This is a genomic window from Citrobacter pasteurii, assembly GCF_019047765.1.
GTDB classification, from domain to species: Bacteria; Pseudomonadota; Gammaproteobacteria; order Enterobacterales; family Enterobacteriaceae; genus Citrobacter; species Citrobacter pasteurii.
On the sequence record NZ_CP077262.1, the window covers coordinates 2,128,685 to 2,141,975 of the forward strand.

15 protein-coding genes are annotated in these 13,291 nt (G+C 54.2%); 12 read left to right on the top strand and 3 right to left on the bottom strand.

What is annotated here, in order from left to right; genetic code table 11:
• Position 1 precedes the first annotated feature (1 nt).
• Together I6L54_RS10230 and murJ are read left to right on the top strand one after the other, a co-directional pair.
• Positions 2-925: a Gfo/Idh/MocA family protein gene (locus tag I6L54_RS10230; protein ID WP_040230670.1), complete on the top strand. Its 924-nt coding sequence runs from the start codon at positions 2-4 to the stop codon at positions 923-925.
• Between the two features lie 221 nt (positions 926-1,146).
• Positions 1,147-2,682: a murein biosynthesis integral membrane protein MurJ gene (gene murJ, locus I6L54_RS10235; protein WP_005129059.1), complete on the top strand. Its 1,536-nt coding sequence runs from the start codon at positions 1,147-1,149 to the stop codon at positions 2,680-2,682.
• A gap of 88 nt (positions 2,683-2,770) precedes the next feature.
• Here murJ and flgN read toward each other — a convergent pair whose 3' ends face one another.
• From flgN to flgA, 3 genes are all read right to left on the bottom strand, one after another.
• The gene (gene flgN, locus I6L54_RS10240) at positions 2,771-3,193 is read right to left on the bottom strand and encodes a flagella biosynthesis chaperone FlgN (RefSeq protein ID WP_040230671.1); all 423 of its coding nucleotides are present in this window, start codon (positions 3,191-3,193) and stop codon (positions 2,771-2,773) included.
• Positions 3,194-3,196: 3 nt separating this feature from the next.
• Positions 3,197-3,490: a flagellar biosynthesis anti-sigma factor FlgM gene (flgM, locus tag I6L54_RS10245; protein WP_005129057.1), complete on the bottom strand. Its 294-nt coding sequence runs from the start codon at positions 3,488-3,490 to the stop codon at positions 3,197-3,199.
• Between the two features lie 93 nt (positions 3,491-3,583).
• The gene (flgA, locus tag I6L54_RS10250) at positions 3,584-4,243 is read right to left on the bottom strand and encodes a flagellar basal body P-ring formation chaperone FlgA (protein WP_005129055.1); all 660 of its coding nucleotides are present in this window, start codon (positions 4,241-4,243) and stop codon (positions 3,584-3,586) included.
• A gap of 157 nt (positions 4,244-4,400) precedes the next feature.
• Here flgA and flgB point away from each other — a divergent pair, with 157 nt between their 5' ends.
• From flgB to flgK, 10 genes are all read left to right on the top strand, one after another.
• Positions 4,401-4,817, top strand: a complete 417-nt coding sequence (gene flgB, locus I6L54_RS10255) for a flagellar basal body rod protein FlgB (protein WP_003036189.1) — start codon at positions 4,401-4,403, stop codon at positions 4,815-4,817.
• A gap of 3 nt (positions 4,818-4,820) precedes the next feature.
• A complete protein-coding gene (gene flgC / locus I6L54_RS10260; RefSeq protein ID WP_005129054.1) occupies positions 4,821-5,225 on the top strand; it encodes a flagellar basal body rod protein FlgC in 405 nt (134 codons plus the stop codon).
• 11 nt (positions 5,226-5,236) lie between these two features.
• Positions 5,237-5,935 (top strand): flagellar hook assembly protein FlgD, encoded by a 699-nt coding sequence (gene flgD / locus I6L54_RS10265; protein ID WP_040230672.1) that lies wholly within the window; start codon positions 5,237-5,239, stop codon positions 5,933-5,935.
• Between the two features lie 26 nt (positions 5,936-5,961).
• On the top strand, positions 5,962-7,173 hold the full coding sequence (gene flgE / locus I6L54_RS10270; RefSeq protein ID WP_040230673.1) for a flagellar hook protein FlgE: 1,212 nt from the start codon (positions 5,962-5,964) through the stop codon (positions 7,171-7,173).
• Between the two features lie 20 nt (positions 7,174-7,193).
• Positions 7,194-7,949, top strand: a complete 756-nt coding sequence (locus I6L54_RS10275; RefSeq protein WP_005129046.1) for a flagellar basal body rod protein FlgF — start codon at positions 7,194-7,196, stop codon at positions 7,947-7,949.
• 13 nt (positions 7,950-7,962) lie between these two features.
• Entirely contained in the window at positions 7,963-8,745 is a 783-nt protein-coding gene (flgG, locus tag I6L54_RS10280) for a flagellar basal-body rod protein FlgG (protein WP_005129045.1), read from the top strand.
• 57 nt (positions 8,746-8,802) lie between these two features.
• The gene (gene flgH, locus I6L54_RS10285; protein WP_003836756.1) at positions 8,803-9,501 is read left to right on the top strand and encodes a flagellar basal body L-ring protein FlgH; all 699 of its coding nucleotides are present in this window, start codon (positions 8,803-8,805) and stop codon (positions 9,499-9,501) included.
• Between the two features lie 33 nt (positions 9,502-9,534).
• Positions 9,535-10,611, top strand: coding sequence for a flagellar basal body P-ring protein FlgI (locus I6L54_RS10290; RefSeq protein WP_005129044.1), 1,077 nt, complete (start codon positions 9,535-9,537; stop codon positions 10,609-10,611).
• Positions 10,611-11,561 carry a flagellar assembly peptidoglycan hydrolase FlgJ gene (gene flgJ, locus I6L54_RS10295; protein WP_005129043.1) on the top strand — a complete coding sequence of 317 codons (951 nt, stop codon included), beginning with the start codon at positions 10,611-10,613 and terminating at the stop codon, positions 11,559-11,561. The genes I6L54_RS10290 and flgJ overlap by 1 nt, the downstream gene beginning before the upstream one ends.
• Positions 11,562-11,625: 64 nt before the next feature.
• On the top strand, positions 11,626-13,284 hold the full coding sequence (flgK, locus tag I6L54_RS10300) for a flagellar hook-associated protein FlgK (protein ID WP_040230676.1): 1,659 nt from the start codon (positions 11,626-11,628) through the stop codon (positions 13,282-13,284).
• The last annotated feature ends 7 nt before the right edge of the window (positions 13,285-13,291 follow it).

The following is a 13,291-nucleotide window of genomic DNA, read 5'->3' on the forward strand; positions in this document are numbered from 1 at the left end:
CGTGGGAAAATTGCGTATTGGCGTAGTCGGGTTAGGAGGCATCGCGCAAAAGGCATGGTTGCCTGTGTTGGGTGCATCTGTGGACTGGACGCTGCAGGGCGCATGGTCCCCCTCGCGGGAAAAAGCGCAGCGTATTTGTGAAACCTGGCGAATGCCATACGTTGATTCCGTACAGAATTTAGCGGCAACCTGCGATGCTGTTTTCGTTCATTCCAGTACCGCCACTCACTACGCCGTAGTGAGTGAGTTGTTGAATGCCGGCGTTCATGTTTGCGTGGACAAGCCGCTGGCAGAAAATCTGCGCGAAGCTGAACAACTGGTGGAGCTAGCGGCGCGGAAAAAACTGACGCTAATGGTTGGATTTAATCGCCGCTTTGCGCCGCTGTATCAGGATCTAAAGGCGCAGTTGGTCAATGCGGCGTCTGTCCGTATGGACAAGCACCGTACGAACAGCGTCGGGCCGCACGATCTGCGTTTTACGCTGCTGGATGATTACCTGCATGTGGTAGACACCGCGCTGTGGCTGGCAGGAGGAAAGGTTCAACTTAATGGCGGCACGCTGTTAACAAATGACATCGGTGAAATGCTTTATGCTGAACATCATTTTTCTGCCGATCAGCTACAGATAACCACCAGTATGCACCGCCGTGCTGGTAGCCAGCGCGAGTGTATCCAGGCCGTGACGGAGGGTGGCTTGATTGATGTAACGGATATGCGGGAATGGCGCGAAGAGCGCGGGCAGGGGGTGGTACATAAGCCCATTGCTGGATGGCAAACTACGCTAGAACAACGTGGGTTTGCCGGATGCGCACGCCATTTTATAGCCTGTGTACAAAATCAGACGGTTCCTGAGACGGCGGGCGAGCAGGCGATTCTGGCGCAGCGTGTGGTTGATAAACTGTGGCGGGAGGCGATGGCGGAATAACCCCCTGTAACATCTGGCGGTAGTAATTCACGGTAATCCAGGTACTATATGCCCACTCAAAAAACACCTCTTTTCAAGCTATAGACCAGTTTGTCAGCCTGATAAGACGCTTTAGCGTCGGCATCAGGCCCTGCGACATTGCCGGATGAGGGCTCAACGCCTTCTCCGGCCAATGGACTGGCTATGCGGGGTTCTGCCTCAGAGTCTGGAATACAACATAGATGAATTTATTAAAATCGCTGGCAGCCGTCAGCTCGATGACGATGTTCTCACGTGTGCTGGGTTTTGCGCGTGACGCGATTGTCGCCAGAATCTTTGGCGCAGGGATGGCGACCGACGCCTTTTTTGTGGCATTCAAACTTCCTAACCTGCTGCGCCGCATTTTTGCTGAGGGAGCGTTCTCTCAGGCGTTTGTACCGATTCTTGCCGAATACAAAAGTAAGCAGGGCGAAGACGCCACCCGCGTGTTTGTCGCCTATGTTTCTGGTCTATTGACGCTGGCGCTGGCCGTCGTCACGGTGGCCGGGATGCTTGCTGCGCCGTGGGTGATAATGGTCACCGCGCCAGGGTTTGCTGATACTGCAGATAAGTTCACACTGACCACCCAACTGCTGCGAATAACCTTTCCTTATATTTTGCTGATTTCGCTGGCCTCACTGGCTGGTGCAATCCTTAACACATGGAATCGCTTCTCCATTCCAGCGTTTGCGCCGACGTTTCTGAATATCAGCATGATTGGTTTTGCGCTGTTTGCCGCGCCTTATTTCCATCCGCCGGTGCTGGCGCTGGCGTGGGCTGTCACCGTGGGCGGTGTGCTGCAACTGGTTTATCAGCTTCCACATTTGAAGAAAATTGGCATGCTGGTACTGCCGCGTGTCAACTTCCGCGATGAAGGTGCGATGCGCGTCGTGAAGCAAATGGGGCCGGCGATCCTTGGGGTCTCTGTCAGCCAGATTTCTCTCATCATCAATACGATTTTTGCCTCGTTTCTGGCCTCCGGCTCGGTGTCATGGATGTACTATGCCGACCGCCTGATGGAGTTTCCGTCCGGTGTTTTGGGGGTGGCGCTGGGGACAATCCTGCTGCCGTCACTGTCCAAAAGTTTTTCCAGCGGTAATCATGATGAGTATTGCCGCCTGATGGACTGGGGGCTGCGCCTGTGCTTTCTGCTGGCGTTACCCAGTGCCGTGGCATTGGGGATCCTGGCGAAACCGCTGACGGTGTCGCTGTTCCAGTACGGAAAATTTACCGCGTTTGATGCGGCGATGACCCAGCGCGCGCTGGTGGCGTATTCGGTCGGGCTGATTGGTATTATCGTCGTGAAAGTATTGGCGCCTGGTTTTTACTCGCGTCAGGATATTAAAACGCCGGTAAAAATTGCCATTGTAACGCTGATTCTGACCCAGGTGATGAACCTGGCGTTTATCGGGCCGTTGAAGCATGCCGGACTGTCGTTGTCGATCGGTTTGGCGGCGTGTCTGAATGCTTCACTGCTCTACTGGCAACTGCGCAAACAGAAAATATTCACCCCACAGCCGGGCTGGGCCTGGTTCCTGACGCGTCTGCTGATTTCAGTGCTGGTGATGTCTGCTGCGCTGGTAGGGATGCTTTACATGATGCCGGACTGGTCACAGGGGACAATGGTGTGGCGTGTGATGCGTCTGATGGCGGTGGTGGTCGTGGGAATCGTTGCCTACTTTGCCGCTCTTGCTGTGCTGGGCTTTAAAGTGAAAGAGTTTGTTCGCCGGACGGCGTAATGGACATCCTATGCCGGATGGCGGCGCAACGCCGCATCCGGCCAACAGAATAGCGTTGCCTGATAAGCACAATGCCATCAGGCAATGATCAAATAGAGAATTTTTTCCCGCCGCGATGTGCCGCAGAGGTCTGGCCGTTTGCGCCATACAGCGTCGGCTCCTGGTGCGGTTTCAGCACTTGAATTGCCTGTTGATTGCGTTCGATCTGCCCTTCGAGCAGCCAACCATTGTGTTGGTTGAGATCGCGCAAATGCTGTGTCTTCTTCGTGATTGTCTGCCAGCGCTCGGCAATCTCATCATTGGCGCTGCGCGAGGCATCATTTTCCAGGCGGCGCTGCTGTTCCAGATAATCGAGGGTGGCCAGCAAAGAACTTTTTTCTTCTGTAATTCGCTGTAGCTGGCTACCGTTGATCTGCCCTGCAGAAAGCTGATGCTGCTCAGCATCCATCACCGTTTTCAGGTCATTGAGGACGGCCGTCATCTGATCAAGTATTTCTGACAAACGAGTCATACTTTATTTACTCTGTAGGTAGCTCTGTGCCTCGCGGATCAGCGAGTCGGCAATTTTTCCGGTATCCATTTTCAGCTCGCCGTTACGGATCGCGGTTTTCAGCGCTTCGACACGTTCCATGTTGATGTCATTGGTGCCGGGCTGCATCAGTTTGGCCTGAGCGTCACTCAGCATTACGCTGGTGCTGTTTGTCGTCGCTGTTTTTTCCTTCCGCGCTTTTTGTACCGGCGAGTCGCTGGTTTCGCGTGGCTGGACAGTGCTTACTGGCTTCAATGGTGAGGTACGATCAATACTCATTTTTTCTATCCTCATCGAGGGGTTACGCTATAGCGACCCGCTTTAATCATTGGTTGATTATCTATCGGCACTCGCTAAAAAATCTTTAACCTATTATAGGTTAATAAGAATATTCCCATCAGAATCGACGATTCCACTCACCACCTGACCAGAAATCATCCGCACCCGTGCGTTTTGCGCGACGGCTGCATTGTTGAGCGCTTTACCTTCGGCATTGACCCGAAAGCCGTCTCCGTTGGCGATAACCATCACGCGTTGACCCGCTTTTATCCGCCACGCCTGGCGCAACATTGTGAGCTGGATTGGCTGACCGGGAACCAGGTCGCGCAGGCTCACGGCATCCTGAACCTGATTAACGTCCAGTACGGCGCGTGGCGGCAGTTGATCCAAACGACCACGTTTTAGCGTTACGCTGGCCGCGTTCAGTGCGCTTCCTCGGGCAACAGGGGCCGCTGCGACAACATAGTTGCCGGTGGCTTGCACCGTGACCTGCAGGTAGCGCTTTTCATTGGCGCAGCGAGCCAGTACGTTCACGTTACCCCACAGTTTCGCACTGCCGGACACGCTCAGCGCAGGCTGGTCACAGCTGGGCTGCAAGTTTGGCGGCGTACGGACAGTGACGACCACCTCATCGCTAAACCCGGCCAGGCGCTGGGAAAACCACGCGGTTAACTGCGAATTCAGGTCTTGTGCCAGCGTCATAGGGCTGAACAGCAGTGCTGCCACAACTATTCCACGTTTAAACGTTTGCATCAAAACCTCGCGCTTTTTCAGGTAGTGGCAGGATTCTACCTGTGTGACGCAGTCATCAACGCAACAAATAGCGACGCATTTTGCGTTTATTCCGGCGATAACGCGCGCGTGATGGGATTTAAGCTGTCGGCTGAATTTTGTCATTTGCGGAGGAGATATGCTCGATAAGCTCGACGCCGCCTTACGTTTTCAACAGGAAGCGCTGAATTTGCGCGCCCAACGCCAGGAAATATTAGCGGCCAACATTGCCAATGCCGACACGCCAGGGTATCAGGCGCGCGACCTGGATTTCGCCAGTGAATTAAAAAAAGTCATGGTGCGCGGGCGGGAAGAAACGGGCGGTGTTTCGTTGACGCTGACCTCTGCACAACACATTCCTGCCCAGACTGTCTCGGCTCCTTCTACGGAGTTGCTCTATCGCATTCCTGACCAGCCGTCTCTGGATGGCAACACGGTGGATATGGACAGGGAGCGTACGCAGTTTGCGGATAACAGCCTGAAGTACCAGATGGGGCTTACCGCGTTAGGTGGGCAAATCAAGGGCATGATGAACGTGCTGCAAGGAGGGAACTAACCCGTGGCGTTGCTCAATATTTTTGATATCGCAGGTTCTGCGCTGACGGCTCAGTCTCAGCGTCTGAACGTGGCTGCCAGCAACATGGCGAACGCCGATAGCGTGACCGGACCTGATGGTCAGCCGTATCGCGCAAAGCAGGTTGTTTTTCAGGTCGATGCAGCGCCAGGCGCAGCAACCGGTGGCGTAAAAGTTTCTGACGTCATTGAAAGTCAGGCGCCGGACAAGCTGGTTTATGAGCCGGGCAATCCGCTGGCGGATGCGAATGGCTACGTAAAAATGCCGAATGTCGACGTGGTCGGCGAGATGGTTAACACCATGTCTGCTTCACGCAGCTATCAGGCGAACGTTGAAGTGCTCAATACCGTAAAAAGCTTGATGCTTAAAACGCTGACGCTGGGCCAGTAAAGGAGGCGCACATGTCCGTTGCTGTAAAAATGAATGACCCGAGTACGTCGGGTGTTAATGCTGCCACTGGCAAAAGTTCGCTGACAGGGAGCAACGCGGCCGATCTGCAAAGCAGCTTTCTGACGCTTCTGGTCGCGCAGTTGAAAAACCAGGATCCGACCAACCCGCTGCAAAACAATGAGTTGACTACCCAGTTAGCGCAAATCAGTACCGTAAGCGGCATTGAAAAATTGAATACCACGCTGGGATCGATCTCCGGGCAGATCGATAGCAGCCAGTCGTTGCAGGCCAGTACTCTGATTGGTCATGGCGTCATGATCCCGGGAACCACCATTCTGACCGGTAAAGGTGCGGAAGAAGGGGCAACGACGACCACGACACCGTTTGGCGTTGAGCTGCAGCAACCGGCAGATAAGGTTACCGCAACCATTACCGATAAAGACGGCAAGGTGGTACGCACCATTGATATTGGCGGGTTGAAAGCGGGCGTTCACACCTTTACCTGGGATGGCACCATGACGGACGGCACGGATGCGCCGAGCGGTTCGTATAACGTTTCGATTGCGGCCAGCAACGCCGGAACGCAACTTGTGGCGCAGCCTCTACAGTTTGCGCTGGTGCAGGGTGTTATCCGCAGTAACGGCGGTAATACGCTGGACCTGGGCACCTATGGAACCACCACCCTCGACGAAGTACGGCAGATAATTTAAGCCTTCACACTTATCAGGAGTAAGTCATGGCCTTTTCACAAGCGGTCAGCGGTCTGAACGCTGCAGCGACCAACCTCGATGTCATTGGTAACAACATCGCCAACTCCGCCACCTACGGTTTTAAATCCGGCACGGCATCCTTTGCCGACATGTTCGCCGGTTCTAAAGTGGGTCTGGGCGTTAAAGTTGCGGGTATTACCCAGGACTTTACCGATGGTACCACCACCAACACTGGACGTGGCCTGGATGTGGCTATCAGCCAGAACGGTTTTTTCCGTATGGTTGACAGCAATGGTTCTGTTTTCTTCAGCCGTAACGGTCAGTTCAAGCTCGATGAAAACCGCAATATCGTTAACATGCAGGGACTGAAACTGACGGGCTATCCAGCGACCGGTACGCCGCCGACAGTTCAGCAAGGTGCGAACCCAGGGCCGATCACGATCCCTAATACATTGATGGCGGCACAGGCAACCAGCAAGGCCTCAATGCAGATCAACCTGAACTCATCGGATAAAATCCCGACAACGACAAAGTTCGATCCGAAAGATGCTGACAGCTATAACAAAAAAGGCCCTGTTACCGTTTATGACAGCCTGGGCAATGCCCACGAAGTTAACGCCTATTTTGTAAAACAGCCTGATAACAAATGGGCTGTCTATACCATTGATAGCAGCGATCCGAAGGCTGCTGTACCAACCGCACCAACGTCCACGCTGGAATTTGATACCAATGGGGCGCTAACCGGCGGCGGTACATTCAATATCACCACAGCTGCGCTCAATGGCGCACCTGCCGTCACCTTCGCAATGAGTTTCCAGAACTCCATGCAGCAGAACACCGGTGCAAACAACATTGTTGCCACTAACCAGGACGGCTACAAACCAGGCGATCTGGTGAGCTACCAGATTAACAATGACGGTACCGTAGTCGGTAACTACTCCAACGAACAGAAACAGGTTTTGGGACAGATCGTGCTGGCAAACTTTGCCAACAACGAAGGTCTGGCATCTCAGGGCGATAACGTCTGGGCGGCAACGCAGGCCTCCGGTGTGGCACTGCTGGGTACCGCGGGTACGGGGAACTTCGGCAAACTGACCAACGGTGCGTTGGAAGCCTCTAACGTGGATTTGAGTAAAGAACTGGTGAATATGATCGTCGCTCAGCGTAACTATCAGTCGAATGCGCAGACCATCAAAACCCAGGATCAGATCCTTAACACACTGGTCAACCTGCGCTAAGCGCCTGACGGGATGGCTTAATGGATCACGCAATATATACCGCCATGGGCGCGGCCAGTCAGACGCTGAATCAACAGGCGGTGACGGCCAGCAACCTGGCAAATGCCTCCACACCGGGTTTTCGTGCTCAGCTCAACGCGCTGCGTGCGGTTCCCGTAGAAGGGCTTTCGCTGCCAACGCGTACGCTGGTGGTCGCCTCCACGCCTGGAGCTGACATGACGCCAGGCCAGATGGATTATACCTCCCGTCCGCTGGATGTGGCTTTGCAGCAGGATGGCTGGTTGGCTGTGCAGACCGCTGATGGCCGCGAAGGATACACCCGCAATGGCGCAATTCAGGTGAGTCCAACCGGTGAACTGACCATTCAGGGACATCCGGTGATTGGCGAAGCTGGGCCGATAGCGGTACCGGAAGGGTCGGAAGTGACTATCGCCGCTGACGGAACGATTTCGGCGCTCAACCCAGGCGATCCCGCGAATACGGTGGCGCCAGTAGGACGTCTGAAGCTGGTTAAAGCGACGGGAAGTGAAGTGCAACGTGGTGATGACGGTATGTTCCGTCTGAGTGCGGCAGCGCAGGCTACCCGGGGACCGACACTGCAAGCCGACCCCAGCATCCGCGTGATGTCGGGCGTACTGGAAGGCAGTAACGTCAAACCGGTTGCGGCGATGAGCGATATGATCGCCAGCGCTCGCCGTTTCGAAATGCAGATGAAGATTATCAGTAGCGTGGATGATAACGCGGGCCGCGCCAACCAACTGCTGTCGATGAGTTAATACAGGACATTTTATGATCAATTCATTATGGATCGCCAAAACCGGCCTGGACGCGCAGCAAACCAACATGGATGTGATTGCCAACAACCTGGCAAACGTCAGTACTAATGGTTTTAAACGCCAGCGTGCGGTGTTTGAAGATCTGCTGTACCAGACGATTCGCCAGCCTGGCGCTCAGTCTTCTGAACAGACAACGCTGCCGTCTGGTTTGCAGATTGGTACCGGTGTGCGTCCGGTTGCGACCGAACGTTTACATAGCCAGGGTAACCTGTCGCAGACCAACAACAGTAAAGATGTGGCGATTAAAGGCCAGGGGTTTTTCCAGGTCATGCTGCCAGATGGCACGTCAGCCTATACCCGTGATGGCTCTTTCCAGGTGGATCAGAACGGTCAGTTGGTAACGGCGGGTGGTTTTCAGGTGCAGCCTGCAATCACTATCCCGGCTAACTCGCTCAGTATCACTATTGGGCGCGACGGGATTGTCAGTGTCACCCAGCAGGGTCAGGCTGCTCCAGTTCAGGTAGGGCAGCTCAACCTGACGACCTTCATGAATGATACCGGTCTGGAAAGTATTGGTGAGAATCTGTACACCGAAACGCAATCGTCCGGTGCACCGAACGAAAGCACGCCGGGGCTGAACGGTGCGGGCCTGTTGTACCAGGGTTATGTGGAAACCTCTAACGTCAACGTGGCGGAAGAACTGGTCAACATGATCCAGGTTCAACGTGCTTATGAAATCAACAGTAAAGCGGTATCGACCACCGATCAGATGCTGCAGAAACTGACGCAACTCTAAAGTGACGTCCGGTGGGGTGAAAGCCTCACCGGCGTACTGATTTTGAAGATGAAGGCAATGCGAAAATACGCGCTTCACCCATACCCGATTTTGGCCCTGCTGGTGGTTTCACTGACAGGATGCGCCTGGATCCCGGCCACTCCGCTCGTGCAGGGCGCGACGACTGCCCAGCCAGTTCCAGGCCCGACGCCGGTGGCGAATGGATCAATATTTCAGTCTGCGCAGCCGATTAATTATGGCTACCAGCCGTTATTTGAAGACCGCCGTCCGCGCAATATTGGCGATACGTTGACTATCGTATTGCAGGAAAACGTCAGCGCGAGCAAAAGCTCCTCGGCGAATGCCAGTCGTGATGGCAAAACTAACTTTGGGTTTGACACGGTACCACGTTATCTGCAGGGGTTATTTGGCAACGAGCGTGCCGACGTAGAGGCTTCTGGTGGCAACTCGTTTAACGGTAAAGGCGGCGCGAACGCCAGAAATACCTTCAGCGGTACGCTGACCGTAACGGTCGATCAGGTACTGGTGAATGGCAACTTACATGTCGTGGGTGAAAAACAGATCGCCATTAATCAGGGCACTGAATTCATTCGCTTCTCCGGGGTGGTTAACCCGCGCACCATCAGTGGCAGTAACTCCGTACCGTCAACGCAGGTTGCGGACGCGCGGATTGAGTATGTCGGCAACGGCTACATCAATGAAGCGCAAAATATGGGCTGGTTGCAGCGTTTCTTCCTTAACTTGTCGCCGATGTAAGCGAGGTCTCCAGTGTTTAAAACTTTTGTTGGAATGGTACTGGTGTTGGTAACCGCCTTCGCGCATGCCGACCGTATTCGAGACCTGACCAGCGTGCAGGGCGTGCGGGAAAACTCGCTGATTGGTTATGGGCTGGTGGTCGGGCTGGATGGTACGGGTGACCAGACTACCCAGACGCCATTTACGACACAAACGCTCAACAACATGCTGTCGCAGTTGGGGATCACCGTGCCCACCGGCACCAATATGCAGCTGAAAAACGTGGCAGCGGTAATGGTCACCGCGCAGTTCCCGGCCTTTGGTCGTCAGGGGCAAACCATTGACGTGGTGGTCTCTTCCATGGGGAACGCTAAAAGCCTGCGCGGCGGTACGCTGCTGATGACTCCGCTGAAAGGGGTCGATAGCCAGGTATATGCGTTGGCGCAGGGGAATATTCTGGTTGGCGGTGCAGGCGCGGCTGCGGGTGGCAGCAGCGTGCAGGTAAACCAGCTCAATGGCGGACGTATTACCAACGGCGCGACCATCGAACGCGAATTACCCAGCCAGTTCGGCGGCGGTAACACCATTAATTTGCAGCTGAATAATGAAGATTTCACCATGGCGCAGCAAATTACCGACACCATTAACCGCTCGCGCGGTTTTGGCAGCGCAACGGCGCTGGATGCCCGGACGATCCAGGTGCGGGTGCCAAGCGGCAACAGTTCGCAGGTGCGCTTCCTCGCCGACATTCAGAATATGGAGGTGAACGTCACGCCGCAGGACGCGAAGGTAATTATTAACTCGCGTACGGGATCGGTGGTCATGAACCGCGAGGTAACGCTGGACAGCTGTGCCGTGGCGCAAGGCAACCTGTCGATTACGGTTAACCGCCAGGCGAATGTTAGCCAGCCGGATACACCGTTTGGCGGTGGGCAAACTGTAGTGACGCCACAAACGCAGATCGATCTGCGCCAGAGCGGTGGTTCGTTGCAGAGCGTGCGTTCCAGCGCCAACCTGAACAACGTCGTACGTGCATTGAATGCGCTGGGGGCAACACCGATGGACCTGATGTCTATCCTGCAATCCATGCAAAGTGCGGGTTGTCTGCGCGCCAAACTGGAAATCATCTGATGATTGGTGATAGCAAACTGCTGACCAGCGCAGCCTGGGATGCACAATCACTGAACGAACTGAAAGCGAAAGCGGGTCAGGATCCGGCGGCAAATATCCGCCCGGTCGCCCGCCAGGTTGAAGGGATGTTCGTGCAGATGATGCTGAAAAGTATGCGCGAGGCGTTGCCAAAAGACGGTGTCTTTAGCAGCGACTCCACGCGTTTATACACCAGCATGTATGACCAACAGATCGCCCAGCAGATGACCGCAGGAAAAGGTCTGGGGCTGGCAGAAATGATGGTCAAGCAGATGAAGCAAGGACAGGGGCAACCTGCGGATGATGCGCCGCAGGTACCGATGAAATTCTCGCTGGAAACGGTGACCAGCTATCAAAATCAGACGCTGACGCAACTGGTGCGTAAAGCGATGCCCAGAACCACAGAAAGCAATGATGAGCCACTGTCGGGTGACAGCAAAGACTTCCTGGCTCAACTTTCGCTGCCGGCAAAACTGGCCAGTCAGCAGAGTGGGGTTCCTCATCATCTGATTCTGGCGCAGGCTGCGCTGGAGTCCGGGTGGGGGCAACGACAAATTCGACGGGAGAATGGCGAGCCGAGCTTTAACATTTTTGGTGTGAAAGCCTCGGGAAGCTGGAAAGGGCCGACCACTGAAATCACCACCACCGAATACGAAAACGGTGAGGCGAAAAAAGTGAAAGCGAAATTCCGTGTTTATAGCTCCTATCTTGAAGCACTGTCGGATTATGTCGGTCTGATATCCCGCAATCCGCGTTACGCCGCGGTGACCGGTGCCGCGACCGCTGAGCAGGGTGCCCAGGCATTGCAGAATGCTGGTTACGCCACTGACCCTAACTATGCGCGCAAATTAACCAGCATGATCCAGCAGCTAAAATCGATGAGCGAAAAGGTGAGTAAAACCTACAGCACGAATCTCGATAATCTCTTTTAAATAGCTCAAGTCTGCTGACCTGCTGCCGATAATACCGAGTATTGAAGGATTACAAGGAACCTCCATGTCCAGCTTGATTAATAACGCGATGAGTGGACTCAGCGCAGCGCAGGCCGCGTTGAACACTGCCAGTAATAACATCTCCAGCTATAACGTTGCCGGCTATACCCGACAAACGACAATTATGGCGCAAGCGAACAGCACGCTGGGTGCGGGGGGCTGGGTCGGCAATGGTGTCTATGTTTCTGGCGTACAGCGTGAGTATGACTCATTTATCACTAATCAGTTACGTGCGGCGCAGAACCAGAGCAGCGGCCTGACGACACGTTACGAGCAAATGTCAAAAATCGACAACCTGCTCGCCAGCAAAACCAGTTCGATCTCAACGTCGATGCAGGGCTTTTTTACCAGCCTGCAGACGTTGGTGAGTAACGCAGAAGATCCGGCGGCGCGTCAGGCACTTATCGGTAAAGCTGATGGCTTAGTCAATCAGTTCAGAACGACGGACCAATATCTACGCGATCAGGATAAGCAGGTCAATATTGCGATTAAGGCCAGCGTCGATCAAATCAACAACTATTCGAAGCAAATTGCCAGCCTTAACGACCAAATCTCCCGTTTGACCGGCGTTGGCGCGGGTGCATCACCGAACGATCTGCTCGATCAGCGCGATCAACTGGTGAGTGAGCTGAACAAGATTGTCGGCGTGGAAGTCAGCATTCAGGACGGCGGCACCTATAACGTGACTATGGCGAATGGCTATTCGCTGGTGCAGGGCAGCAATGCTCGCCAACTGGCCGCTGTACCTTCCAGCGATGATCCCTCTCGCACGACTGTCGCTTATGTTGACGGCGTGGCCGGAGAAGTTGCCATCCCGGAAAAGCTGATCACGACCGGTTCGCTGGGCGGGCTGTTGACGTTCCGTTCGCAGGAACTCGACCAGACGCGTAATACCCTTGGTCAGTTGGCCCTCGCTTTTGCTGATGCGTTTAACACGCAGCACAAAAAAGGTTTTGATGCCAACGGCGACCCGGGCAAAAACTTTTTCGATATTGGTGGCCCGGCAGTCCTTAGCAATACGAAAAATAAAGGGACCGGTGCGCTGGACGTTAAAATGACCGACAGCTCGTCGGTGCAGGCCACAGACTATAAAATTACGTTTGATGGCGTTGACTGGCAGGTGACCCGTCTGGCTGACAATACCAGCTTTAAGCCGGCGGTCACTGACGGAAAAATGTCGTTTGATGGGCTGGAAATCACCGTCAAAAATGGTGCGCTGGCGAATGATAGCTTTACGGTGAAACCCGTGGGTGACGCCATTATTAATATGAAAGTGGCGGTGACCGACGAGTCGAAAATCGCCATGGCTGAAGTGTCCAAAAATGACACTGCCCCCAATGTTGATAAAGGAAAAAGCGATAACCGTAACGGTCAGAAATTGCTGGATCTGCAGACCAAGGCAACTATCGGGAATAAAACCTTTAACGATGCTTACGCTACGCTGGTGAGCGATGTCGGCAACAAAACGGCGACCTTAAAAACCAGTAGTACCACGCAAAACAACGTGGTCACGCAGCTTTCAAATCAGCAACAGTCTATTTCCGGGGTTAACCTCGACGAAGAGTACGGGAATTTGCAGCGTTATCAGCAGTATTACCTGGCCAACGCTCAGGTACTGCAAACGGCGAATTCACTCTTTGATGCACTGCTGAATATTCGCTAAGGGAGAG